Source organism: Bradyrhizobium sp. P3_C3 (assembly GCF_056402655.1).
The window spans coordinates 214,655-239,016 of sequence record NZ_JBFUGY010000007.1 but is presented as its reverse complement, the minus strand read 5'-3'; the positions used below and the strand labels follow the sequence as shown (position 1 = coordinate 239,016).

General features: G+C 57.3%; 21 protein-coding genes. 12 read left to right on the top strand and 9 right to left on the bottom strand.

Annotated elements, in window-relative coordinates; genetic code table 11:
- Both AC1DW2_RS11185 and AC1DW2_RS11180 read left to right on the top strand, forming a co-directional pair.
- Positions 1 to 237: hypothetical protein (locus AC1DW2_RS11185; RefSeq protein ID WP_477006021.1), on the top strand; the 237-nt coding region annotated here is incomplete at its 5' end.
- 208 nt (positions 238 to 445) lie between these two features.
- On the top strand, positions 446 to 703 hold the full coding sequence (locus AC1DW2_RS11180) for a hypothetical protein (protein ID WP_283016736.1): 258 nt from the start codon (positions 446 to 448) through the stop codon (positions 701 to 703).
- A gap of 252 nt (positions 704 to 955) precedes the next feature.
- Here the strand turns inward: AC1DW2_RS11180 and AC1DW2_RS11175 are convergent, their stop codons facing one another.
- Positions 956 to 1,072 carry a hypothetical protein gene (locus tag AC1DW2_RS11175; RefSeq protein WP_428841312.1) on the bottom strand — a complete coding sequence of 39 codons (117 nt, stop codon included), beginning with the start codon at positions 1,070 to 1,072 and terminating at the stop codon, positions 956 to 958.
- A 335-nt stretch (positions 1,073 to 1,407) separates the two neighbouring features.
- Between AC1DW2_RS11175 and AC1DW2_RS11170 the strand changes: the two genes are divergently transcribed.
- The 3 genes from AC1DW2_RS11170 (at position 1,408) to AC1DW2_RS11160 (ending at position 4,021) form a co-directional block, all read left to right on the top strand.
- Complete coding sequence (locus AC1DW2_RS11170) at positions 1,408 to 1,686, top strand: LuxR C-terminal-related transcriptional regulator (protein WP_283016737.1); 279 nt, start codon at positions 1,408 to 1,410, stop codon at positions 1,684 to 1,686.
- 172 nt (positions 1,687 to 1,858) lie between these two features.
- The gene (locus AC1DW2_RS11165; RefSeq protein ID WP_477006020.1) at positions 1,859 to 2,236 is read left to right on the top strand and encodes a hypothetical protein; all 378 of its coding nucleotides are present in this window, start codon (positions 1,859 to 1,861) and stop codon (positions 2,234 to 2,236) included.
- A 1,167-nt stretch (positions 2,237 to 3,403) separates the two neighbouring features.
- Positions 3,404 to 4,021 carry a hypothetical protein gene (locus AC1DW2_RS11160; RefSeq protein ID WP_477006019.1) on the top strand — a complete coding sequence of 206 codons (618 nt, stop codon included), beginning with the start codon at positions 3,404 to 3,406 and terminating at the stop codon, positions 4,019 to 4,021.
- A gap of 597 nt (positions 4,022 to 4,618) precedes the next feature.
- On the opposite strand, the gene AC1DW2_RS11155 is transcribed toward AC1DW2_RS11160, so the two are convergent.
- Together AC1DW2_RS11155 and AC1DW2_RS11150 are read right to left on the bottom strand one after the other, a co-directional pair.
- Positions 4,619 to 4,942, bottom strand: coding sequence for a globin family protein (locus AC1DW2_RS11155; protein WP_283016740.1), 324 nt, complete (start codon positions 4,940 to 4,942; stop codon positions 4,619 to 4,621).
- Positions 4,943 to 5,264: 322 nt separating this feature from the next.
- Entirely contained in the window at positions 5,265 to 5,492 is a 228-nt protein-coding gene (locus AC1DW2_RS11150) for a hypothetical protein (protein ID WP_441268012.1), read from the bottom strand.
- Positions 5,493 to 6,062: 570 nt separating this feature from the next.
- Between AC1DW2_RS11150 and AC1DW2_RS11145 the strand changes: the two genes are divergently transcribed.
- Positions 6,063 to 6,344, top strand: a complete 282-nt coding sequence (locus AC1DW2_RS11145; RefSeq protein WP_283016741.1) for a hypothetical protein — start codon at positions 6,063 to 6,065, stop codon at positions 6,342 to 6,344.
- A gap of 1,096 nt (positions 6,345 to 7,440) precedes the next feature.
- On the opposite strand, the gene AC1DW2_RS11140 is transcribed toward AC1DW2_RS11145, so the two are convergent.
- The 3 genes from AC1DW2_RS11140 to AC1DW2_RS11130 all read right to left on the bottom strand — a co-directional run bounded on the left by AC1DW2_RS11140 (position 7,441) and on the right by AC1DW2_RS11130 (position 11,448).
- Positions 7,441 to 7,593 carry a hypothetical protein gene (locus AC1DW2_RS11140; RefSeq protein WP_354132549.1) on the bottom strand — a complete coding sequence of 51 codons (153 nt, stop codon included), beginning with the start codon at positions 7,591 to 7,593 and terminating at the stop codon, positions 7,441 to 7,443.
- A gap of 1,167 nt (positions 7,594 to 8,760) precedes the next feature.
- Positions 8,761 to 10,938 (bottom strand): AAA family ATPase, encoded by a 2,178-nt coding sequence (locus AC1DW2_RS11135; RefSeq protein ID WP_283016743.1) that lies wholly within the window; start codon positions 10,936 to 10,938, stop codon positions 8,761 to 8,763.
- Between the two features lie 300 nt (positions 10,939 to 11,238).
- Complete coding sequence (locus AC1DW2_RS11130) at positions 11,239 to 11,448, bottom strand: helix-turn-helix transcriptional regulator (RefSeq protein ID WP_283016744.1); 210 nt, start codon at positions 11,446 to 11,448, stop codon at positions 11,239 to 11,241.
- 342 nt (positions 11,449 to 11,790) lie between these two features.
- On the opposite strand from AC1DW2_RS11130, the gene AC1DW2_RS11125 reads away from it, so the two are divergent.
- From AC1DW2_RS11125 to AC1DW2_RS11100, 6 genes are all read left to right on the top strand, one after another.
- Positions 11,791 to 13,062 carry a tyrosine-type recombinase/integrase gene (locus AC1DW2_RS11125; RefSeq protein ID WP_477006018.1) on the top strand — a complete coding sequence of 424 codons (1,272 nt, stop codon included), beginning with the start codon at positions 11,791 to 11,793 and terminating at the stop codon, positions 13,060 to 13,062.
- Between the two features lie 139 nt (positions 13,063 to 13,201).
- Positions 13,202 to 13,516, top strand: a complete 315-nt coding sequence (locus tag AC1DW2_RS11120) for a helix-turn-helix transcriptional regulator (RefSeq protein ID WP_477006017.1) — start codon at positions 13,202 to 13,204, stop codon at positions 13,514 to 13,516.
- 125 nt (positions 13,517 to 13,641) lie between these two features.
- Positions 13,642 to 16,347, top strand: a complete 2,706-nt coding sequence (locus AC1DW2_RS11115; protein ID WP_477006016.1) for a DNA-primase RepB domain-containing protein — start codon at positions 13,642 to 13,644, stop codon at positions 16,345 to 16,347.
- Positions 16,348 to 16,594: 247 nt separating this feature from the next.
- Entirely contained in the window at positions 16,595 to 16,843 is a 249-nt protein-coding gene (locus AC1DW2_RS11110) for a hypothetical protein (RefSeq protein WP_477006015.1), read from the top strand.
- A 557-nt stretch (positions 16,844 to 17,400) separates the two neighbouring features.
- Positions 17,401 to 17,748: a hypothetical protein gene (locus AC1DW2_RS11105; protein WP_477006014.1), complete on the top strand. Its 348-nt coding sequence runs from the start codon at positions 17,401 to 17,403 to the stop codon at positions 17,746 to 17,748.
- Between the two features lie 920 nt (positions 17,749 to 18,668).
- Positions 18,669 to 19,115: a hypothetical protein gene (locus AC1DW2_RS11100; protein WP_477006013.1), complete on the top strand. Its 447-nt coding sequence runs from the start codon at positions 18,669 to 18,671 to the stop codon at positions 19,113 to 19,115.
- Positions 19,116 to 19,577: 462 nt separating this feature from the next.
- Here the strand turns inward: AC1DW2_RS11100 and AC1DW2_RS11095 are convergent, their stop codons facing one another.
- The 3 genes from AC1DW2_RS11095 to AC1DW2_RS11085 form a co-directional block, all read right to left on the bottom strand.
- Positions 19,578 to 21,767, bottom strand: coding sequence for a hypothetical protein (locus tag AC1DW2_RS11095; RefSeq protein ID WP_477006012.1), 2,190 nt, complete (start codon positions 21,765 to 21,767; stop codon positions 19,578 to 19,580).
- Positions 21,728 to 23,500, bottom strand: a complete 1,773-nt coding sequence (locus AC1DW2_RS11090; protein ID WP_477006011.1) for a hypothetical protein — start codon at positions 23,498 to 23,500, stop codon at positions 21,728 to 21,730. Before AC1DW2_RS11090 ends, AC1DW2_RS11095 begins: the two co-directional genes overlap by 40 nt.
- A 94-nt stretch (positions 23,501 to 23,594) precedes the next feature.
- Positions 23,595 to 24,356, bottom strand: coding sequence for an HNH endonuclease (locus tag AC1DW2_RS11085; RefSeq protein WP_477006010.1), 762 nt, complete (start codon positions 24,354 to 24,356; stop codon positions 23,595 to 23,597).
- Positions 24,357 to 24,362 lie beyond the last annotated feature (6 nt).

The following is a 24,362-nucleotide window of genomic DNA, read 5'->3' as shown; positions in this document are numbered from 1 at the left end:
GAGGATGCCGAAGCGCGCGACTATGCCCCCGCTGACGTCAAGATCCTCACCATCGCCCACGTCCCGGAATCCCTGCAAGAGGCGTGGCTGCAACATCTGCGCGACTTCGACGTCGCGCATCCTGGCTGCTATTTTGAGATGATGGTGGATGCGCCCGAGATGCCGCTGCCCGATATCATCAATATGCTGGCGATCAATCCGGGGCTGACCTTCACCAAACTACTCGAACGCAAATGAGCTGGCCCGACCGGCGGTGTAAATCCATACGCGCATCATCGTTTCCTTGGGGGAATGAGACGATCTAACCCCAGCGCCCACTAAGGTCGATGTCGCTGCGTTGCGTTGATCTACGTCAAGGTCATCTATCCTTTGACGCTCACGTTATGTCAGCCGCAACGGAGGCGATCCCGTCGTCTTTTCAGTTGCTAGTGCGAGGAGGATTACCATGCCTCGGAGCAAGCGTCTTTCGATTAGGTCAATGACAATGATTGTGGCCAGCGCCCTGTTGGGTGTAGCAGGTATCACTCTCAGTCCAACACCGGCTGAGGCGGTTGTGTACTGCACGTATGTTGGCTATCCGCCGAGTTGCGTCGCACGCGCCGGTGTTGTCCTTAGGCCTCGTCCGGTGGCACGCGCTGCGGTTCGCCATAACGCCGGTGGCAATCTAAATGGGGGTGTCAATCGCGTTGGCGTGCGGCGCTAGAACTTGGCCCGTCAAGACACCTTCGCGGTGCGAGCTGTCCGACGCAGGCAAGCCGTTTGCCTAATGAGGCTGAGGGTAAGGCAGGTCGGCATTGAACCAGAGTGGTGGCTGCCTCGGAGCAGTGGTGGTGTCGGTGATGTTTCTGGGATCACTCATCATCATCGCGCTGTGGTTCTTTTACTAGACACCATCGCGAAGGTTCGGCCGCCCCCAACATCGACAGCACGATGAAGCCGCCAACTGAGCCAAGGCTTACGTTCGCTTCTCGGCATTAATACGCAGGACATAGAGCGTGTTTCGGGACTCATCCACGACTTCCATCCGCCATTCGCGGTCGGGAGTTAACTTCCCATGGAGGCCTTGGAGTATCTGCCCAGCCGTTACCGTGGCTACCTTCCAAGCGGCGTGCTCGTCAGCTCATAGCCTTCGCGGTCGAGTTCGCGGCGTTTGTGGGTGACGTGGAAGAAATAGCGCGGCATGGTGCTGTCCTGCCCACAACGAATTCGCGGCGAATTGGCATCTAAGACGTTGATTTGGATCAACCATCCCGTGAATAAGCGGGACGCCTAGGGTATACAAGTGAACAGATGGAGCGGGTGGTGATGGGACACGCTCACTTCTGGGCTTATCCCGGCGCGCTCGCGGCCCCGGCGTCCCGCTCTCGTTCTCCTCTCGCGAAGACGCTTGGGGCCGTCGCGCGCTGATTGTTCAAGTGGCGCGAACTGGCGCTGCAAATGCGCGTGGTTGTCGTCAGTGGAGATGTTTTGATGCGCGACCTGCTCAGTCCGCGTGAGAAGCGATTATTGAGGCGCTTGGCTGCYGGAAAGACTGACGCGGAGATCGCGGTGCGACTGGGCGGCACCGCCAAGCAAGTCTCACTGCAGAAAGCCAGGCTGCTCGCGCGATTGCAGATCAATCGCCCGACGAGATCGCCGATGCATGAGAGATGGGCGGCCTGGCCGCGCTATCGAGGCATCACGTAGAAATCTCGCCGGCGAAACCACGCGCACGTCTCTTGTCGGAACGGTCGGCGCACACCAGACGATACATTGACCTAAGGATCAAAGATGCGCCGCTGCCACTGATCCAGGGTTGACGAATGGTTAAGCCGGATCTGGGAGGTTGCAATGGGGGTGACCTAAAACGAGGTCCACCATGTTGAGGCTGAAGAAAGCTGCCCCGGTATCCCGCAATTTGAACATCGGCCAGATCGACACCGCCGAGTTGCTGCTGCACCGCGTGTACGCCTTTGGAGCGGCCGAGGGACATGCCTCCGGCGAGTCAGTGGGGCAAGACGCTGCGGGCTGGGAACGGGCAGAAATGGCTCTGCTACAGGCGCAGATCGACACCCAGCGTCAAATTATCAAGCTGCTCCGCAACGAATTGTCAGACGTGAGGAAGGACCGGGACGCTTGGCGCAGTCGGGCTCACAGGCTGTGTCGATCGGTTTCGACTGACCTCACAGCCACCCCGCGCCCCGGATCGTTTGCGGCATTGCTCCAGCAACCTCGAATACATTTCCGGCAGCATTGACTCAAAGAACTGCCGCAAGGACCGCTTGTTTTTTGGCTGTCGAATATGAACGAGGTTAGGATGAGCGCCTATCCGGAAAGACAACCAGCATGTTCCCTGAAACAGCGCGCATGTTTTCGAAAAAAATTCCGCAACGGGTCAAAACCGGCAATACTCCGATTGAGCAAAGAATTTCTCCTTGGACCCAAAAGCTGACCTCTCCTCCTTATGGTTACACGCCCTAGACATCGCCATCATTCAGCGCTTCTAATCCCCGCTCCTCCAGCCACCGCTTCGACTTGAGCCGTAGCTGCATCGGCAGCGACCGCACAGCGGTGATGCACTTGTGCATCGTGTTCTCGGCCGCAGCGCGTCGTGAAAAACGACGCCCTTGCGGGTCGCCCATTGCTTGAAGCGCTCGACAGCAGGATAGCGTTGCACACCTGATTGTAGCGCGCGACGTCATCGGTGCCTGACGCATCGATCATTTTCTTTCGACCACGTCGTGAATTTCGTCCCAATCCGTTTTCATCTGTTGGGCGACTTCATCGATCAAAGCGAAGGCCTGCTCGCGTGTGTTTGCGATCTTGTCGATGTTCTCGGTGATATGCGATCCACACACCCCGATAATCGCGCAACGCTCACTCCCATCCCCGTACCCCAGCTCGAAGTACGGCTCCTGCCGTCGTCGATAGAGCGTAGTTCAATGCCGAAAGAAATCGGCAGCGCTATGCATCCCAACACGCTTTTACCGCGGATGTCCCTTCGCTGATATCTCTGAGCGTAGTTTGCGCCGGCATATCATCGCCGCGGTCACAACTCGAATTAGGAACGAGAAACCGCGCCTGTTCTGAGGGGTTATCGGGCTATTTCTTCTTCACTTCTACATTGAGCAACCCTATTCCCAGCCGTGGCGGGCCTCAAGTTGTTCTTTTTTGGTGAGGGGTTCCTGCTGCACGCACCTCGCTAGGGCTGCGCGACGTTCCTGATAAGTCTCCCGGCGGGCCGCCCGTGTGCCGCGGTGGCGGCATGCCCCAGCGCATCGCACCATCTCGCTCCCGGCATCAGTGTTGCGGATGACTGGAGCCGGATAGTCAGGAAAGACGCCGCGGGCATCTGCCGGCAAAATCCCAAAGTGCCCTCGACCAGACCGTGCTAAGAACACTTGCAATCTGCAGGAGACACCCCATGGGCTATTCTGTCGTAGATCTTGGTCCGATGCGGCCACAAGGAATAAGCAATCGAGGCGACGTCATCCTGGGCTCCGGGTTGAACCCGCCAAACTTTGTCCGCCTCGTGGACGGCACTCTCATCACTCTTCCATCTGAGATCATAGATGTACTGGCCATCAACAACGAGCGCGTTGTCCTCGCCAGAGTGCAGGGCTCCACCGGGCGGGAATACGCGCTTTACAATCTTGAAACGAATACGACCGAGCCGATCGCAATTCCGGGTTATCCCGCAATTGGACCCCTGGCGCTGAACAATTCCGGCGATGTGGTGGGAACAGCGGCAAAGGGCGGGAGCGTCCTGGATGATCAGAGAGGTTTTATCTTCAACCGCAACACCCAGGCGGTTACTTGGGTGTTGCCAACGTTACCGCTGTCGCAACCACCCGGATCGACGGCCTTCCTTGAATTGAAAGATATCAACGATATTGGCCACGCGATCGGAGTTCAAGGGTGGGTACTAGGCTTCGATCAGCTCGAAGTGCCCGTCTTTTACGATGGTGCAAATCTGCGCGCGGTGGCAAATCCCATCGTCATGTCCAATGGAATTCGCATCACCAACGACGACAAGCTGTGAGTTTGGTTTTTTGGTCGGGGCGGCCCCGAAGTACAGGCAATTTACGATGCCACCACCGACACACTCGCGCCATTCTCAAATGGCCAAATTCTTGACCTCAATGCTAACGGTCAAATCTTGTTTGAGCACGAATTTAACTACTATCTTCAAAGCGGAGGGTTTATCACAGCAGTAAGCGATCTCTTCCCGTCCGGATCCGGTTGGAGTCTAGACTTTGCAATTCAAATGAATGATTCCGGGGCAATTGTCGGCTGGGGTGAACTACATACCAATGCTGGTTCCTCCGCCGGGCATGGATTCTTATTGAGCCCCCCACCTCTCCGAATTCCGCGCGGCAAGCGGGACGATATTATCGCGATCATTCTCTGGGGCGTGATCAACTGCGGTCCCGGGGTAGCAATAATTGGGGGACATTTAGTCCGAATTCCACCTCACGGACCGCTGAACGAACTTATGGCCGCACTGCCTGAAGCCCTTCGCAACGAGCTGACGCCATTGATCAAGGATGCGCATTTCAGGGAACCCGCCGACGTGCGAGAGTTTCGCAGACGGGTCACGTCTGTAATCTCAAGCTACTCGCGCCGTACATTTGGTCGCTCATGAGGGCAGAGATGTAAGTGGTCCGCATGAATTTGAGGCCGGCAAACGTTTCAGATTTTTGGTGTGCCATTCCCTCAATTGCGGATTTTTTGACTTCTGGCCGACGGTAGGGTTCTTTACGACAACGTCGCTGAAGTGATCCACGACCGCTGCAATGGCGAAAACGCCGCCAAGTCGCTCATACAGGCTTTGATCCGGAGTGGTTTGCTGGACCTGCGCATGCGCTTGATTGGCTCCAGCCAAAGCCACGGGGGCGGCTGTCATCGCCAGTCCTGCGACGACGCTTCGTCTGCTGATGGACGTTGAACGAGCTTTTGCCATTGGTACCTCCTCATATCGGCGCTCAGCATCCTCCCGCGCTAACGGCCGCCGAGCGGGCATTGCCGCCCGGCGGCATTGTGGGTGATCGCCGTGCTCTCCCATCGGATGGTCGGAATAGAAATGCCCGGAAAATTTGGAGATGCCAACCATGCGTCCGGCGGGTGACTCCGCCTGAGTCAAAAGCTGAAGTCCGACCGTTCCCTTTCCGTGTTCGGCCCTACCGCCATCGATGAACCGGCTGCCTTGTCTGCTAAGGGCCAGGAGGAGGGAAGCACATTGGCCTGGCCAGATAACGGGCGACGCCTGAGACATTGGTTTCAACTCAGATGGCAGCTCCGGTCAGCAAGAACGCGCCGCCAAGCGCGACCATCACAAGTCCAGGCCAATTCGATTTGATGCCGAAGCCGCTGCCCGGTCTTTCAGGCTCCAGCGTGTCTCGCCCGGAGCGAAGCCGCTTTCCACCGCTGAGTCGGCTTCGCCAGATGGGCTGAAATGCCATTTGGAGCACGCCGCCGAAAACAAGGAGCGCACCAAGCCATATGAGGGTCATGCTCGCCTCCTTTACCCGCCAACGCCGAGAGGTTGCTGGACCGAGAACCCCCGGTCCATTCAGCATCTGTCCGCTGCTCTCGGAATCAGACCGACATTGAAAGCCTCGTCTTCGGGCGTTCAATAAGTTCGTATGAACGCGGCTGCTTTCCTGCCATGATTCCAGAACAGCTCCGCAGATTGCGCAGACCGCGTCACCTGTATGCGGAAACTTCTCTTCGGTGCGTCTGTACTCAGCACCGCAAGTGCATTGCACAACTGTCACCATCCCGGTGATATGTGCTTCGGATCAGGAATTTCCAGCCGCAACTTTCCTTGTTCTTCGCGAGTTTGCGCCGGCGCTTAGAGAAGTCCGCTTGGGGTCAGCACCGGTCGTCACGGCCCTACCCGACAGTCGTCTGCTCCTTTCCCATAGCGGACTCTTGGGACTTAGTTGGGCGTCGGGCATTCCTGCAGCCTAAAGCCGGGCACTAGTTATCCGGAACCTTGAGAAGGTTATTAAGTTCAATAAACGCCGCGCTGGAAGCGTTCGCTGCTGCGTAAATTAGCCCAGTATTCAAGGAACACCTCCGTGCATCGATCGATCGCAATCGCTTTCGCGCTGACCTTCTCTTGCGTCGCCGCCACCGCATCGGCCGAGCAGTGCGAGGACAAGCTCCAGCAAGATAAATCTCAGCAGAATTCAGCCGATGAGGCTCAAGTGAGGGGCGATCTCAAGGCCGGTTCACAATGCGCCACTCCAGGCGACAAGGAAGAGTCAGCAAAGAAGAACGAAGACAGAGCCGCAAAGCTCAAGAGCGAAGGGAAGGTGGAAGACCACACCACCGCCGGTCAGGCACATACCAAGGAATAGAAGCCAACCGCGCTGCCGCGTGCAACCGCAATTTGTACGTCCGCAATGGGTTAAACTGAGAAGATCTCACGGTGAGCAAAACGAGTCCGTTATTGCCTTGAATGCCGACGTGCAAGCGGACATGAATTTCCGTCGCTGAGGGCCAGAAGGAGACCTTGTCGTCTCTCTTACCATAGGCGAAGTCCGGCTATCTGGTAGTCGCCTCATTGTTCCGGAACGCCTGCCTTGCTCAGCCCATCGACGATGTCGTCGTACTCACGACGAAACTGCGGACTGCTCGAACGCGCATAGCCGATTTTTCGAAACCACTGGATCGTGAAGTCTGGTCGGCCACGAGAAAGTCCTCCGTCTCCACGAAATTAGCCGGATCAGGCCACTGCCGCTCGCGGCAGCCGGTATCATCTCTTCGGTGCCCCCCAAACAACGCGCCGATGTCCTCCGCGCGGAGATCCACGGAGACGGTTCCGGGCCGATCGGATCGATTGCTAATGGCTTCAGAAGGATCTCTTCGTCGACTACGGAGCGGGAGCGCTGATCTTCGCTCTCTTTCACACGGCGTGGACCTCTCGTCAGCTGCGTTGCTAGACAATGCAACCTCAGATACCCCATGTTTTGAATTGCAGATGCGCGAATTTTTGGGGGCCGCCGGTAGCTATGGACGAAGGTCGGAAGGATCTGACTCACCCCTCCCCCGTCCATGCGCCTCAGATGCTAAGCGGGATTTGTCGACGGCACATGCCCCCTCAATTCTGCGGCGCGCTGCCACGAGACATTGGCAGTCAGTTCAGAAACTTCACGGCGAGACGCCGCGCATCACGCCATACAACCGAGCAATCAATATCCAAACCAGCACTTGGAACGCGCAGGCCGAAGGCTGCAGGCACGAAGGGCGCGTTATCGATCTGGACTATTGCAGAGGAATCCGTGAGGTGGCGGACCTTGCACCGCACAGGACTACCGTCGACCAAGATCTGCGCAGCATAGACATTACGTCGCCGCCCGTTCGCCACGTCTCGCCGCCTCCCCGCGCCCTAGCGCGCGGGAGATATTGGTTGGCGATTCCAGTCTCAAATGAGGCTAGACCATGGTTTCATTGCTAGGCCGCGAGCTTTGTCTCCAGTGCCGTCAACGCCTCCAGCGCATTGTCCTGTGCCGCGACGCCCTTGCGCTCACCGGCCTTGCCCGAGCCCCAGCCTTTCGTATCGGCTATCTGGCGTGCGGTCAGGCCGTCCAAGCTCGCTTCCAGCATTGCGAAGTGCTCACCAAGCTGGGCGGCAACCCACCGCTGCCGCGAATAGCGAGGTGCCGCTGATTGTCCGCCTGCCGCTACTCATCGGTACTTCGGCGCCCGCCCCTTGACCTGCCGGAATAACTCCGCAGCGTCGTGCCAACGGTTGTCGGAGCTCTTCCATTTCAGGATGCGCCCGCCTTCAACCTTGAGGTGGCGCCGGGCCGCCGCGTCAAGCTCTTGCGGCGCAATCGGTCCATAGCTGTCACGGGCTAAAAATAGCGTCCTTTGCGGCGATCCGTACTACCTCGTCTGGCGACGGCCGGATCTCCACGATCCGGTCAACTTGGGCATTGCCAACCTCGTTATCACTCGCCGGCATCCAGGCCGAAGGCGAGTGCGGCGCGGCGTAATCTTGCAAGAGCCGCAAATCAGAGCGCCTGCTGGCGCGAGCAAGGCGGGACTCGAGTGGGGTGCGATGCATGGATTATCTCTCGTAACGTGACGTACTGGGCCTTTTCGGCTCTTGGTGTGGCCTTGACGGCTGCACACGGGGAAAAAAGTTCGAAAACCTGCGGGATTTAGCGCGCGATTGTGCGGCCGGAAGTTGAGGCCCACGGTGGGAGAGATCGAGATGGCCCCTACCCCCGCCTTGTCATAGCCCTGCGCTTCCGCAGCAACTTTTCCGCCATCCGAGGCGCATACTGTCCCGCAAAGAGGGCGACTGAGCGCGGTGGGTTGCGGGGGTAGCCGGTGCGGATTCTAGCCATGCACGGCGGCTGCAAGGTCGGTGAAGTCGGCGACCTGAATGGGGCCGTTGTCGTTTGCTGGTTTATACAGGTGTTGTGCACCCTTGAAGGGTTTCGTTTTTTACCGCTTCAGCGGTCTTGGCGTGGCCGGCTGCCGGCTGCACACTTCCCCGTGTTTGGGTTTTGGTTCTGCACGCGTGAAAGTCCGCCTTGGGGCGCCAGGTCCCTGAGTGGACGGCGGGAGGGATCGAGGGACCCTGCCCTATGGCACGTCGTACCGTACAGCGTGCCCCCCAGAGAAATAGAGGGTACGTACGATTAGATTTTCTCCCAATGACGGGGGTGTGTAAAACACACACCCCGTCATAGTATTTGGTTTTATGTTTGTGCGTCCTGCACGGCGTACGCACACAAACTATTGTTTTATATAATGTTTTTATTAGTCCGTACCGTAGCGCCCGCGGGCAGGTACGGCCGACGTATGCTTCCGCCGGCCTGACGAAACGACGTTCGCAGCGCTCTGCCGTGCCGCGTTCTCAGCGTGCAGTACGCGCGCGGCTTCGGGGGCTGCTTGCTCGCCCTTTTTGGTAAGTGACCAAACACCAAGGTCATACTGTATCATCTGCGCCTTCTTGAGACGGTCCGTCACGGTCTGTGCCTTGCGCTTGGCTGCGTCGTCATCGCCCCACTTCAGGAATTCCGCCAAGTCGCGCAGGCTGCGTTTGCCATTGGCGCGAATAGCAATAAGCATCTCCTGGTCCTCTTTCATGGCAGCAGCCGCTCGCGCGGAAAGCTCGCCGTCACTTACAGTTCTCGCCATGACGGTGGGAATCTGCCTGCCACGACTATCCACAAGGGTCGGAACGCGGATCTCGGGAAGGTCGAACGTGATACGAGCAAATTCGGGGCCTCGGAATTTGCCCTGCCAATGAAGTTCGGATGTGCGCTCGCCCTTCTTTGCTAGAGCGAGATTGCCGTCCACCTCATTCAGGAACGCCCCGCCGCCACGCGGCAGAAGGTTGCCTTCGCTTGCATTCTTAATAGGGTGGCTCGCTGCGATGACGGCGGGTCTGCACTCCATACGCGTCAGGGAACGAAGAAGTCGCGCGTAGGCCCCCATTTCCACGTTGCTATTCTCGTCGGTGCCGGGGAAGTAGGCTGCCGTGGTGTCGACGAATATCGTATCAACACCGCCAAGGGCGATGACGTCCTGCTCGATGCGTTCGGCGAACTCCGGGATCGAAAACACGCCCTCAATAAAGTGGACATCAACGTCGTCTGGATTCAGACCTGACTCGTGGCACAATCCAATCCAGCGCATCCGTACGTCATCCGGGTTTTCGCCCGCGAAATACAGAACCCGACCACGCTTAACACCTTGCCCGGATAACGGCTCACCTCGTGCGATACACGAAGTCATCAGTAGAGCTACGGCCGTCTTGCCGGCGCCGGTCTGCCCTGTAATCGAATAGAGGAATCCAGATTGAATAATGCCGTCTATCAAATAATCCGGCGGAACAAACCCGCGCACGAACTCCCCTGACGACATGATGCCGGGGAACGCGTCCCGGGTGTCCTCGTCATCGTCTACACCAACATTCCCGGCATCCCTTTTCTTCAGCAGCGCCTCAGGGCTAACCGCGTGCGTGCCGTCGTCTGGCTCGCCAACGCGCTCCCTCAACCAATCCACCGCTTCGTGCGATTGCAGCCTTCGACACACTCCAACCAGATCGATCGGAGAATATCCGCGGTTGTTATCCGCATAATCGCAGATGCCCTCCGGTTGGATATTTAGAGCGCGCCCACGTTTCTTTGCCGTCGAACTATTCGACGGACGGAAACTCGCAACCGCGTGGTAGCCGGCGTGATATCGCTTCAGCTCTTCAAGACCCAGCTGGGGCACCCAAGCGTCAAGATAGTCATAGGCACGCTGGTTGAGTGCCGACCACGGATGGTCAGACCATGCGTGCACCGGCTTCTCATTGTCATTGGCTGGGGCTTTACTGCCGTGCTTTATGAGCGTCCCGTGTTCCGAAAGGTACGCCTCGGCGCTGGCGAGCATCGCGTCAATGTCATCGGCGTGGATCTCAGGAAGCTCGACGAACGGCGTTTCGGCCGGCGAACCGTTGAACCACTCGTAATTGCGGCCGGTTTCGGGATGTGTGCCGTAGGCCACGAATTGTTGCCCGGCGCCCAGCACCTCGACCTGGCATTTTTGGCCGTCGATCAAATACGCGCCGGTTGCTACCTTTCCGCGCGGACTGTCGCTGCGGAATACATAACAGCGCTTTGGTGCTTTCCCGATGCGATACGGCGCGGCTGCGAGACCCGGAAGTTTCGCGACCATTGCAAGAATGGCATCTGATGTTGCTTGGTCTGGCGTATCGACGTCTATAGCGACGACAGAGCCAGTAAGAACGCCGGTGTTATGACCGTGCGGGTACAACCGCGCCAGGCCCTCCATCTGCTCCGCTGACCACTTTGAGTTTGACCAGCCCAGGCCACAGGCCTTCTTCCCACTGCAGGGAACGACTCGGTATCCCTGCGCGATTAGGCCGCGGCGCAGATGTACGATGGCCTCGGTGGGGTCAGTGGAAGTCTTAGCTGCGGTTTGCATCGGTCGGAAGCTCCAAGAGTTTCGCAAGGGCAAGATCAGAAATCGCGCGGTTGAACTGCTCGCCAAAAGCGGCAGTTCGCTCGCTGAAGGCATTGGGCGCAAYGGTCCAGGACCTCTCACCTGGGCGCTGCCGCAGAGCGAGGTTGTAGAGTTTGAGGTGGTCGTTCAGTTCGAGATCAAAACGCGCGAGCGTCGTCGAGCCCGGAGGTGCCGGGCGGATGCTGATTATTCGCAATGTGGAATCCCCTAAATCGGGGTTGCGCCTTTGGCGCGGTGCACCTGGCTAAAGCGCCAGTCGTGCTAGGCGGCTTTGGTGCCGCTCTCTTTGCTGTTGTCGTTAGCTACGGTGCAGGACCGCGCCCATTCGTCGAGCGCCTCGGTTGAATAAACGACTGCCTTGCCGAAACGCATGAACTCAGGACCGTTGGTCCCGTAGCAGCGAGCTTTATCCAGAAAAGATTTTGAGACGCCGAGATATTCGGCTGCTTCCCGAACCCTGATATTCGCCATGGTTGCCCTCCCGTGGTTGGCATTGCATTCACAGGAGTAGTGCGCGTCCAACGACGGGATACTAAAAAAGGCGACGGAAAATATTTTTGGGATGGGGGCGTGGTTCTTGGGCCGTTGGCTACATATTGGCTAAAAATCTTATAGCCAGCTCTTGAGACTTCACGCTAAGTCTTTGATTTTATTGGTCGGAGCGAGAGGATTTGAACCTCCGACCCCTAGTCTCCCAGACGAGAGAATATTTGCGCGCCGCTTATCTCAAGAGCCCTCACGAGACTCCATAACTCTTTGAAGTATTGCAATTTTTCCCCATATCTCTCTAGTGTACCGCTGCCAGGAGAGATCATGCCCAGCCACAAACCTGCTTCCGATTTGCTTCCGGCTGCTTCCGATGTGCTTCCGAAAACGGCCCAGGTTATTCGACTTCCGCGGAGGGAAAGAGCCACAAAACCTGGAGCACCTACTCGGATCACCAAGGCGACGATCGGCAAGCTCACCTGCCCGCCGGGGCAGAACGAGGTTTTTTATTGGGATGGGGAACTGGCGGGCCTCGGTCTGCGGATCTATCCGTCCGGCCGTAAGAGTTGGGTTCTCCAATATCGGGATGCAGGCGGACGCACTCGACGGCACCCGATTGGGCAGGTCGCAGCTATCGACCCGGCGACAGCACGTAAACTGGCCGGCGACTTGCTCAGGCGGGTGGCGGGTGGAGCTAATCCTTCGGTCGAGCGGCGACAGGCGCGCAAGGCAGCGACCGTAGGCGATATCTTCGAGGCGTATCTTGCTCATGCTGAGAAGGAGCAGCGCCCATCCTCGTTCGACCAGACTCGTCGGAACTTGCGAAAGTATGCCGCGCGGCTTCACAAAGAGGCTGTGGCGGAAATCGATCGGGCAGCGGTATCCCGCCTGCATCAGCTTCTTGGAACTGAAGCGGGGCGCGTTCAGGCGAACCGGGTGTTGGCCTCCCTTTCAGCAGCATGGGTCTGGGCGCTCCGCACCGGCCTCGTTGGCGGTGACAATCCCGCCGCATACGTGCCCAAATTTAGCGAGAAGCCGCGCGAGCGCGTCCTTAGCCCAGATGAATTGCGACTGATCTGGCGATGTACAGACCGCGAAGGCAGCTACGACCGCATTGTGCGGACCTTGCTGCTCACCGCGTGCCGTCGTCAAGAAATCGGCGCGATGCGCTGGGGCGAGATCGAGGACGACGTGCTGGTCGTTCCGGCCGCAAGAATGAAGCGAGGCCGCCCGCATGAAGTGTTGCTAGCGCCGCTTGCCCTCGCCCAGCTCCCCGAGCGCCGCGGCTATGGCTGTGTCTTCAGTACCAGCGACATCGGTTTCGAGGGCTGGAGCGGAGCGAAGAAGGCGCTCGACCGGCGGATCACCGACCATGGAGCTGCCTTGCCCGCATGGGGACTGCACGACCTTCGCCGGACCTTCTCAACGATGGCCCACGAGCGAGGGCTTGCCGAGCCTCACATCATTGAGGCCGTGCTGGCACACGAGGGCGCTCAAACCGGCGTTGCTGGCGTCTACAATCGCGCTGCGTATCGCGAGCAGAAGCGTGCGGCGTTGAACGCGTGGTCGGCGCTTGTGGCCGATATTGTACAGGGCTGATCAACTTCCGGACCGGCTGCGTGCTCGGCCTCACTATTGTGTTGCGACATCGCGTCATTCTTACCCAGTGAGGTAACTCGCAGAGGATGCCGGACCAATAAGAGAGGAGAATTCATATTTCTTGGTTCGCCGGCGCCGAATGATACACAGGAAGAACCTACGCCGCGTAACCATGAATCCTCCAACAACACGAGGATTCATTATGGTTCTACTCAATACACCGTCTGCCCCTCCCGCCCACGAAATCGAGCCGCTGATTTCCGAGCGCCGCCTTTGCGAGTTACTCGGGATTGGCCTTCCTACTATCGCGCGCTGGCGCGCCGAAGGCAGAGGACCCCGCTTCGTTGTCCTGGGCGTTCGCCGACTCGCGTATCGCCCGAGTGATGTAAATGCGTGGCTTGCCGACCGCGAGCGCGTGTCCGGGTTATGCGCCTCGAATTGCACCAACGCCTAAAGAAAACGCCCGCCGAGCTGTCAACTCGGCGAGCGTCGAAAATCACGTACTGAATGCAGTGTCACCATATGATTTTCGGCATCGCCTGACAAGCTTGGCGGGCTCCATTCCCCGGAGCCTCTATCATGAATCCGACACCGAAACCCACTCTGATCCTACAAAAGGCGGCATGCGCTGACGCCGTGCGCAACGGACGCGCGTCGAACGTCCCGCATGGCGAGTTGCTCATGAATGCCTTCCTCAAGGCGCTGGACCCGCGCGCTGACCGTTTCACCTTTCAGCTCTTCCGCGATCCAAGGCACCGGAAAGAAGAGGACAGGCCCTACGGATTAAGCCTGATCAATCACTGCACAATCGACGAAGCGGTTGCTCTGGCCCGGAAATGGAACACGCCTGAGCACGCGTACGGCCTCTACGTGACAATCAACGAGACTGATCTTACTGGTCGAGCGCGCGGAAACGTCGTTCGTGTACGCGCGGTCTACATCGATGCCGACGGCAACCTTGAGAAGGTCTTTGCACTCTTACAAGGCGGATTAAAGCCCAGCGCCGTTGTCCAAACATCCCTCGGCCGCGCACAAATCTACTGGTGGGTGGACGATGGCTTTCCGCTCGACAAATTCGAGCCGGTCCAGCGAGCTCTGATTTCGAGGTTCGGCACCGACCCACAGGTCTACGATCTCTCTCGCGTTATGCGATTGCCAGGGTCGCTGCACATGAAGAGCGATCCACAGCTCGTAAAAATGAAAATCCTCAGCTCAGCTCGATACTCTCTTGATGAAATCGTCGAGGGCCTCCAACTCGCGTCCTTCATTGGCCTTGGCACCCAGGCCCGCCGATCGGCGCCCATCTTTGAAATCTCCGACGGAAAGCTCTCATCACGCTTCTCGCACCTGCCGCCTGACGATGCACTGCCCGGCGGGATCGAGTTGCCGCCGCCCAACCTTTCTCGGCTGCGCGCTGCCTACGCGGTACTAACGCGGGCTGGCAAAATGACCGACCGCCACGGCTGGCGCGACCTCTTGCTGTTTCCCCTCACCGAGCAGGCAAAGCTGCACCCCGACGACGAAGACAWATTGAAGTCGCTCTTTGACGAAATCTCCGCGCTCGCTGGTGGGGACACTACCCACAATGATGCCCAGTGGAACTCCTCGATGGGTTCGCACGTGGAAAACCCCAGAACGCTCGGCTCAGTATTTGCTGCGGCGCGAGAGCTCGGATGGACCGATCCGGTGAAAGGTCTCGTTGGCCCGGCCTGTTCGTCTGGTCTGACCGTTTCGAATAGCGGACCGAGGCAGAAGATCGTCTACGTTCCCGGAGAAATTGCTCGCGCAGCGGAAGAAGCGGAAGCGGCACTGATCGCCGGTGGCGCTAAAGTCCTCCGGCGCGGATCGAACCTCGTCCGCCCGGAGGTTGTCGAAACGTCCGGTTTTAAAGGACGAGTGACATATCAATCGCTCCTGCGGCTCGCGACTGTCCCAATGCTAGTGAGAATGCTGTCTCAGGTGGCCATCTTCGTGCGACCAATCAGAGGAATCGAAAAGCCTATGAATCCGCCAGAAGAAGTGGCCCGGGGTATTCTGGTTGGGCAGGATAGCTGGCGCTTTCCATCCGTCGCGGGGGTCGTGACTTCGCCGACGCTCCGTCCCGACGGTTCGATCCTAGCAACGGAGGGCTACGATTTTGCAACAAAGCTCTACGTAGCGAAAATCCCAGAGATGCCTCCCGTCCCAAAGGCTCTAACCAAGGAGCATGCGATCAGAGCGCTCTATGACCTCGATATGCTTCTCGACGAATTCCCATTCGAGGACGCGGCATCACGATCGGTCGCCCTTTCGGGCATTCTGACGACAGTCTGCCGAGGCGCCTTCCCTGTCGCACCACTCCACGCCGTCACGGCCCCAACGCCTGGATCGGGCAAATCTTACTTAATTGACGTCATCGCAGCTGTGGCGAATGGCAACTTCGCCGCGGTCTTCACTTGGTCGACAAGCATGGAAGAGAATGAAAAACGCGTAGATGGCGCGCTCTTAGACGGCTCGTCCATAATTGCCATCGACAACATCTCCATGGACTTCGGCGGCGACAAGATTTGCCAGACGGTCGAGCGCCCGCTTGCATCCGTGCGTCGACTTGGCCAATCGGACCGTTTCGAGATCGAGAACCGGGCAACGGTCTTCGCAACCGGCAACAACTTGGTCTTGAAAGGCGACGTTACCCGACGTGCCCTGGTCGCAATACTAGACCCGCGCATCGATCGACCGGAATTGCGACAATTCCGGCGCAAGCCGACCGACGTCGTCTTCGCTGATAGGGGACGCTTCATCGCCGCCGCGCTCACTGTCGTAGCGGCGTACATTCAGGCCGGGCAGCCAAACAGGTTGCCTCCGCTCGCGTCGTTCGAGGCATGGTCTGACACGATCCGATCAGCGCTAACGTGGCTCGGCCGTACCGATCCAGTGGAAACGATGAAACGGGTCATTGACGAGGATCCAGACCACCAGGCGCGAGTTGAATTCTGTCGCGCGTGGGCTGCACTTGGCGGTCAAGCTCGTACCGTTGATCAACTAATCGAAGCTGGCGAGACCAGGGCAAATCCCAATCCCGCGGCTGCTGCTGCCAGCGCAGCGGCAGGGGGCCAATATGCCAACCAACAGTTCCGGGATGCTCTGCTCGACGCTGCCGGACTTCGTGGCAGCGTTGACAAGGAGCGGCTCGCAAAGTGGCTTCGCACAAACAATGGACGCGTGATTGAGGGGCTTGTCGTCCGAAAGCACAAGGCACGAAAGACACTCTGGTCCATCGGGAGCGCGAAGAGCATGCAGGTATGACAGGGATCTGCAGCCTAATTTGGCTCGCGCAGCTAAAAAACATAAGCGAACGGATACGACAAGCGATGGGCCCCCGGTGGGAAAACAGGCTGCATATCCCAAGCATCACTGCACGCTGTCCATAATTGCACTGGTTTGCCCAGTCAGGCCTCGCGCGAGGGAGAGAGCCCAACTAGTTGGAGAAAGGCCCATAAATATGAGAACTTTAGACGACTACCCTCCTGGAGAATGGTTCGCCAGACATGCGATGGCGGTCCCATCGGTCGAAGAGAAGCGGGAAATCTTTGTCAAGCTCGTTCGCGTAGCGACACTGCGGGGCTCACCCGGCATTCACGATATAATGGACTACCTGTATGACGGCGAAATGGAGCTGCTTGTCACCATGATCGGTAAGAGATTCCCTATTGATGATGCCGAATTGGAGGACGCTCTAATTCTATTTTTCCTCTCCAATGGCGAAAGCAGTAAGCAAAGCAGCGTCCCTTCCTGTCCATGACATTGTTGTACGCACCCAACATGATAACATGGTTCAACCAGCAGACCTGATCTTGGACAAAATGACAATCTATCCGCCCAGCCTATCCTTCGTTGAACGGCTTCGCGCCAGTCGCCCCATCAAACCATCAGACCCTTGGATCGGCGTGCTCCGGAAGGTCAGAGGTCAGATGGGTCTCTATGATGGTGTCGAGCGCGTTTCGACTGAGGCAGTTTTTGAACATCTCGACATCCCGCGACTACAACGAACGCCCGCAGCCGCTAAACGATTGCGTGGTTTGATGGCTGAGTTAGGCTGGACACCCGTGCGCGCCCGTGCAGTCACTAGCCGTGGTCGAGCATCCCGAGTACGCGGTTATGCGCGGATGGCAGACCGCTAGAGGTAGGCCCATAGGAAGCATCCTGCGAGCGCAAACTGATTGGCAGTAGCCCGATGGCACAGCTAGTCTATCATTCTCTGGGAGCGCGCCCCCGTAGCTGCGAGAACAATTAATGGCACTAGCTTTTCGGTATTACATTTTCCCTGACGACGCTCCGCAACGTCTCCCGAAGAAGCGATTGGAAGCGCTGATCAGCGGCCGCGAGCGAATGCCCCAATTCGCTGGAACCAGACAGAAGAACGCTGAGGTCGTGCTAGAGGTAGACGGTCGGCGCCCCGTCCAAATTGTTCGCGCTATGGGCTCGTTCTTCCACTTCGACCAGGAAGGCTCTCTTCACTCTCTTGCCGAGTCCGCAATCGATTTGCTGGACATGCACCATAACCTAGCGAAAGCTAAGGAAACTTCTCCCACCAACATCATCGATCTTGCGCCGGAGCTGCGCCAAAGGAAATGGCAACGCCAACATCGGTGGCACCTGTCGAACGAACAGCTTGACTTGATCGTCAAGGATCTTTGGAAGAAGTGAGCTGGGTTAAATGCCGGACGAGAATCCGGTTGCCCTATTAGAAGACCGTCGCTTCGACCATTAGCGAGGTCAATTAGGCCTAACACCATAAAACCATAACACCGTCGCTCGCTCATATCCTTCCCCGCGCCTTTGGAGTAACCGGGGAGTGATGCAATGAAGTGGTTGGCACTTATTCTAGGCTGTTATGGTTTCGTGGTCGGTTCGGCCCAGGCCGGAGAACACTGGTCGGCTGAGACGTGCAAGCGTCTTGAGGAAATGAAGGCGAACACCTACAGAGCTAACAAGGACTATCCCGAACAGCTGATGTGGATGCTGATCCCAATATTATCCCACCAAGAAGCTAAATGCGGCGTCAATACTCGAGCGGAGAGTGATGCAGCGCGCTCTGCGGCTGTGGCAGCGGTCCGAGCTCGATCGCACAACGCACCAGCTCCCCGCACACCCCTACACTGCGACACCACTCCAAAATCTTTTGGCGGCAGCTACGCGGACTGCTTCTAGTGCGTTTTCGCGGAGCTTCAGGCTTGGTCTTCCGAGGCTTCCGGCCTGTTCGCTCATTGATCCTATACCATCAGACCATCAAACGATCGGAGCCAAGGACCCATCCCTTGCGGGATATCCGTGGCCAGGCGGGATGGACCGCGCCGAACACAGCGCAAGGAAGCAATCTTTGACAGGCTAGACATTTCCTCGGTACAGCGAACGCCGGAAGCGGCAAAGCGATTGCGGCGCTTGATGGTTGATTTGGGTTAGACACCCGTACGGTCGCGGCACGTCATCAGTCGTGGACGCGCCGCAAGAGTCCGAAGGTATGCTCGGACCGGCAGGTGCGAAGCTAGCCCCCCTAACCTTGCACATATAGACTGTGTACGACACTCAAACAGATGATCGATTCGAATTGCCCTATGAAACCAAAAATGTTGACCTTCTTTCAGGAGATGCACAACGCCGAGCAGCAGCTATGGCTCCAACACGGCATTAGGGATCAAGGCGCGTATGCAGCGCGGCTTGTTGCGGAAGCTCTCGGCGCGCACGTCGTTACTAACGGAGTAAATCGAGGCTTTGATCTAGAACATCCTACCCTCAAGCGCATTGAAGTCCGTTCCCGGAGAAAGCCCTTCGATCAAAGGAACGAGTTAAGAATTGAACTCTCTGCCAAGAAAAGGGGTTATTTTGATCATTGTGCCCACGTCGCGTTCGAGAGCGACTACACCGTTATCGGTGCCTACATCATTCACCATGATGCGGCTTACCGACACCTAGAAGCTACCGGGAAAAGATACATGCGCTTTGATCAGGGAGCTGCCCTGAGTAGTTCAGTCGACATTACAGCAAAGGTTATTGTAGCCCAGGGCAACTTGTAAGCGCGCCCTCTCGCTCTTCACCGAACAATATACTTGGCCGCCCATTGGGCGGATGGAAGTGTCCACGAAATCAAAATCTCGCACCATTGAACCATAACATTTTCATGCTGCGTTACCTTCTGAAGTAACTTTTTGGTCCGATGGTCCAATCGCGGCCCAACTGCGTCCTGCAGTATGTGAATCTACGCGTTGCAACGAATCCAATCAGTTCATGCTGCCGTCGCCGTCGAGCACGACGACCCGATCGACTCGAACGAGTTTTTGCCACGTTTCCCGGTCTATGTCGCGGCGGCTGGCAGGAATGGAGGTTCCAGTTATTCCGCCTCTCACCGTCCATCCAAGACGACGTTCTCCGCACAACGGTTCGCTCTGTGATATCGACCGTGATTTCGCCGTCTTGCGCTTGGACTCGGGGTGCCCCGTGAAGTTTCTGAACCGCACGACCGCCAAGGCGGTTTATCTTCATGCCGCTTTCTTTTCCGGCAGGTATTCTGCACCGGCGACCTGAACATCCTCGGGGCTCGGTTGAATGAGCCCTTGAGACTGAATCCAGTCAGACACCCACCTCAGGCGAAGGTTCGCCCAACGATCCCCCGCGCTCATTTTGAGCGCCTTGGCCCTGACGTCCACCATCGCTTCTACCGCAGCGCGCAGCATTTCCGGTACCCGTTCCGCTCGAAGGCGCTCTCGTACCAATGGCTTCTCACCCAAAAAATTCGAATAGATCGACGAGACAAACCCATTTCCGTCTACCTCGGGGCCAGATTCGAACGGACCAATGAGGAGTTCGAGATTCTTCATAACCAGCGAAGTTATGTAGCCAAACGGGATAACTGAACCGCCTTCAGCCACCGACCGGAAATGATAGGTAAAGAGTAGGCCATTCAATGTTCGGAAAATATCCAAGAAGTTCGGAAGCCCGTTCAAATTGCCTCGCCGAACATGTCGAGAAAGTTTCTCCCGTTGGTGACGTTCGACGAAATCACGAATCGCTTCCTGGAGCTCAGCAGCGGAAGTACCTACTGGAGTGTTGTTCCAGCTGGGTGGAGTGTCAGGTTTGAATGGATCGCGCGGGCGCCATAATTCGCGCCGTGCTCCTTGTCTAGGACTCTCGCCATCGAAAAAACGGATACTGCAATTGTTAAAAAATTCGACGGCCTCGCGAACACTGCCTAGGCTATCCACAAAGGTGATGAGATTTTCTCCGGTTTCTTCGATCGTTCGCAATGCATCGCGTCCACCGGTACTGCCCGTTCTTTCCCGCAACAGCTGGTAGAGCTGGACTAGAGCGGCTGAGTTACTCACGATCTCCTCACCCCTCTGAACGCCCTTAACCTCGCAAACTGCCGCCGAGCGGATTTGCGAAATCTGATTGTCGTCGAGATCAAGGATGGCCGTCTTCCCCGAAGCTTGTCGCATCGGGATGGAAAAAATAGGCAACGCCTCATTGATATTCCTAATCCGCAGGGTGCCCCCCTTTAGATCACTTGGTAAGTCGACTTCGAGTTCAAGCCGGCCGCTTTCCTCCAACACGGCGGAACGAAGAACAATCCCGCTTTCGTTCTTCCGTAGATTCTGCGGTTCGCCTCCATCTCCCGCAGAGAACTCGGCTGGCTTAATCTGCTTGAACTTGATTCCGCTGCCCCTTAGCACTTCGCTGGGCTTTTCCTTGGTATGTACCCAAATTGCAGATTCGGTGTTTCGACCATCAAACGCCGCAAGGCTTGCATTTGGGCTTCCGCTTAACCAGAACACACCTCCGTCGGTTTCAAAGGCGAAGGCCTTCGCGTGAAGCCGCCTTCCCGGCTGCGGATATGCCGCGAAGAGTTGATGCTTTTTATCTCCGAAGAGTTTTGCCAAGCGATCGCCTGCAAGCGTGGCGTAGTCTGGCTGCGCCACTACGGTCAACGCCGCCGCCGGCCATTGCCTCCGCAGACGCTCTATAAATTCGAGATTCTTGTCATAGAACGGCGCGATAACCGTAATCTTTCGAACCAACCGCCCTTTCAGCCGCGCGATCAGTTGCTCCCACAGGGCTTCTTTGTGAGAAAGTATCAGCTCGATGCTGCCTGTCGGAATCGTCACCTTCGGATGAAGCCAGGGAAAACGATCCTCTACCGGTTTCAAATATTTGGCTGTAATAACGTCCTTGAGTGGACCGGCTTCGGCAGAGAATAACTTCATCGCCTCAAATACCTGACGCAACACGGCTCGAGCCTCCACATCGAGCGCCTTGGCGCCCTCGACGACCGAGAATGTGGAGCAAATTTCGACGTTGTAACCTATGCCCGCGTTCGTACAGTTGCTGCTTCCAATCACTGCATCCGCTCTTTTCTCGCCTAACGACAAGTAGAGCTTCGGGTGAAAGACCTCCGGGGCACGACTGATTGGCACAACCAAATAGCGCCGGTTGAAGCCCGAGACGCTCAGACCCTCGTTGATCAACTCTTGATACCGTCCCCTATCCATGAATATCACGAGGCGCTCGGCAGGCCCGAACATCCTTTTGGAGAGCACGCGCCGTTCGAAGAAATTGGGCTCGAATTCGTAGGTCGCGATAAAGCCAAAGCTCCCCGGCCCCTTATCGAATTGCTCAAGAAGATCAAGCGGCTTCACGGCGTCCTCGAAGCTTCGAGTCCCGACAAAAGCCATGTCTCCCCTTCCGGTGTTCTCTCGTAACCGTTCTCTTCGTCGTAGTTGAGAAGACCCAAATCGGATAGAATCTGTAATGCGCTCCGAAGGCGCGGGTTACGTGCTTCAGGATTGATGAAATCGACTTCCGTGCCGACCACGGTTGTCCCATCCACGTGGAACAATGGAGCGCCGCCACCGAACCCTCGCTCGTAACTCATTGTCTGATGCTGTCGAATGACGAAACGCCAGATGATGCGGCCAAGAATCTCTCCATTGGGCCGGTCTAGCCAATTCTCTCCGAATTCCGCCTGCAGAAACCTTAAAATGCCGGGTAGAGCGACGTCGGAATAATCATTGTGAATCTGCTGCTCGTACCAATTGCCATATTGCGCGGGAACGCGTTGCTTGTGCCGGAGGGCAACCTGATAGAAAAGCAAGGCCGCAAAGACAATGCCAGCCGCCTCGTTCGCCTCTCCCTCCACGAGTAAGATTTCCAACTGTCTTTCGGAAAGAGGCGCCTTGATTGATCCCAACTCGATGGTATTGCTCCGCTCCCTGCTTCCGGACAAAGCGAGCAACTCACGAGCAGACATTTGAAAGACGTCCCCTTGGAGCTCCAACCCCGTGCATTCGTTGAAGCGGGAGCTCAGCCCAGGCGCATTCAACGAATTCATCAATTGCTCGTGTCGCATTCCGCCTGAGTTACCGCGGATCACGCGAACACACGCCACAAGCATTGATTGCAGCGCAACCGCGAGGTAGCTTTGGGTAAAGAAGATCCTCCAACGCTCTTGGATGTCGACGAGTACATCCGGCATTTTGACCGGGATGGCCTTCCCAGCATCGTCATCAGGAACCAATGCCGAAAAATAGCAGATGTCGCTAAGGCTACGGTCGCTGAGATACGTTCCGGCCGACCTCGCCTGCCCAGTGCATTGGAGTAGAAGTAGCAGGGTCATTCGCCGCCGCTTGTGACTGTCCCCCGTCACGTCGGGGTCTATTGCGAAAAATACGTCGCGCAGAACAGCGCGGTCTTTGGCTCCCTTAGAAGCAATCTCGCACAGGCCCGCCCGGCTACCGAATTGCGCCAATGCTTTTGAGGTTACCTTATCCTTGAGGGTCAATCCCTCCGCAACATACTCGGTAGTCCGGACGGATCTTTGAAACGCATCCGCGAGGCGCTTTCCGACCGGACTCAATTCTCGCACATCAATCGCCTGTGTCTCTTCGGACAGTTCGCTGGTTTCAAGGGACACCTCGTCATTAACGACAACGTCATCGGCCTTGAAAACTCCTAAGTTAATCAAAGATCCTTTATACGCAGCGCCGAATTGACCTTCCGTGTTCAGGAGGTGACGAAAGGAGGCCAAATCATAAGAACGCAGATTCTGCCGAACGAGCTTTATTGCTTCGCCCGAACCGCCCAGAGCGCCATCTAGGCAGGCGGCACTGTCATGATGCACAACGGCACCAAGCACCATAGCGCGCTCGCGAAAAAGAACTCCTTTAACGCGTCCGCGGTCTCCCTTCGTGAGTCGCTCGCGCTCATTGTAGTCCTGAAGGGCCCATGGAAAGAACGAGTAGTAGCGCGCCCGTGGCGTGATCGAGGTGATGCAATAGAGAAGCTCATTAGAAAGACGCGCGGAAAGGCGCAGTTCAAGCCCTAGGGGATCTGCGTCGCTCGCTTTTGGTAGTTCCTTCGTCCAGTGAAGAAGCCTAACGGCCTCTGACGGTTTCGAAATTTGAAACACTGCCCTCGCCCCCTAACCCACAGGTAGTAAAACTCAATTTTGACAGCCCGTCCATGCTCGTAGAGCGGTAGGACGCTTTGACCCGCCAACCGCGTCAAAATCCGTGCATGGCCCGGTGGAGTGTCAGGTTTGCTCGATGGGCGCCGCACAATCCCTTAAGCGGTACCGTACGGGCAAGCCCGAGGGCTTCGCGCTCCTTTTCCCCCAGCCCGGGGCTTGCGAGAACAGAGCCATCGTCAGCGAAGCTCACGAGGCCGCGGTCGAACGCCGCATCCCAAAGAGCTGAAAGCAGCAGACCATTATGGACATCGAGGCGCTCTGCGTCTGTACAATCGCTCCATGGCTTGATGTGAGATGCCCGGAGGAGCGCTCGCTCGGTAATGCCAGTCATGGGACAGCGCCCACTCCAGTAGTCCAACAGGGCGTCCCGGAATATGTCCTGGCCAATACGCTGGATTACGATCCGTTCGGCCTCAGTTGTTCGCGGAAGGCTGGCAGTCTTGGCCCTAAAGCGATCGAGCGGCGCCTCCGGCAGGCTTACGGCAAGCTTGTAAACGCGATCGAGAGCGACATGCAGCTCGGTCAGACCGTTGAGCAGAAATGTGGCTCGTCCCGGCCCCGACGCCGGCGAAACCGGCAACACGCCGACTTCTGCTGCAACGCCGGAATGATCGAGAGAAAATAACCATGGCCCCGCCTCAGAGACGCCGGCTATCCAAATTGAGCCCGGCGCTGTCGTCGAGTCGTAGCGGAGCCACCCACCGTCGATACCCCGTTCCAACCGATAGCCGTTGTCCCATGCGGCCTTCTGTGCCTCGGTGCGCACGATGAAGCTGGGAGGATTTTCGACAATCATAGCTAT

Coding starts and splice junctions, on each gene's coding strand:
- AC1DW2_RS11120 (WP_477006017.1), top strand. CDS start 13,202: ATGATACACAGGAAGAACCTACGCCGCGTAACCATGAATCCTCCAACA.
- AC1DW2_RS11140 (WP_354132549.1), bottom strand. CDS start 7,593: ATGCTGGAAGCGAGCTTGGACGGCCTGACCGCACGCCAGATAGCCGAT.
- AC1DW2_RS11100 (WP_477006013.1), top strand. CDS start 18,669: ATGTTGACCTTCTTTCAGGAGATGCACAACGCCGAGCAGCAGCTATGG.
- AC1DW2_RS11110 (WP_477006015.1), top strand. CDS start 16,595: ATGGCGGTCCCATCGGTCGAAGAGAAGCGGGAAATCTTTGTCAAGCTC.
- AC1DW2_RS11135 (WP_283016743.1), bottom strand. CDS start 10,938: ATGCAAACCGCAGCTAAGACTTCCACTGACCCCACCGAGGCCATCGTA.
- AC1DW2_RS11085 (WP_477006010.1), bottom strand. CDS start 24,356: ATGATTGTCGAAAATCCTCCCAGCTTCATCGTGCGCACCGAGGCACAG.
- AC1DW2_RS11155 (WP_283016740.1), bottom strand. CDS start 4,942: ATGGCAAAAGCTCGTTCAACGTCCATCAGCAGACGAAGCGTCGTCGCA.
- AC1DW2_RS11165 (WP_477006020.1), top strand. CDS start 1,859: ATGTTGAGGCTGAAGAAAGCTGCCCCGGTATCCCGCAATTTGAACATC.
- AC1DW2_RS11125 (WP_477006018.1), top strand. CDS start 11,791: ATGCCCAGCCACAAACCTGCTTCCGATTTGCTTCCGGCTGCTTCCGAT.
- AC1DW2_RS11180 (WP_283016736.1), top strand. CDS start 446: ATGCCTCGGAGCAAGCGTCTTTCGATTAGGTCAATGACAATGATTGTG.
- AC1DW2_RS11160 (WP_477006019.1), top strand. CDS start 3,404: ATGGGCTATTCTGTCGTAGATCTTGGTCCGATGCGGCCACAAGGAATA.
- AC1DW2_RS11130 (WP_283016744.1), bottom strand. CDS start 11,448: ATGGCGAATATCAGGGTTCGGGAAGCAGCCGAATATCTCGGCGTCTCA.
- AC1DW2_RS11150 (WP_441268012.1), bottom strand. CDS start 5,492: ATGACCCTCATATGGCTTGGTGCGCTCCTTGTTTTCGGCGGCGTGCTC.
- AC1DW2_RS11095 (WP_477006012.1), bottom strand. CDS start 21,767: ATGGCTTTTGTCGGGACTCGAAGCTTCGAGGACGCCGTGAAGCCGCTT.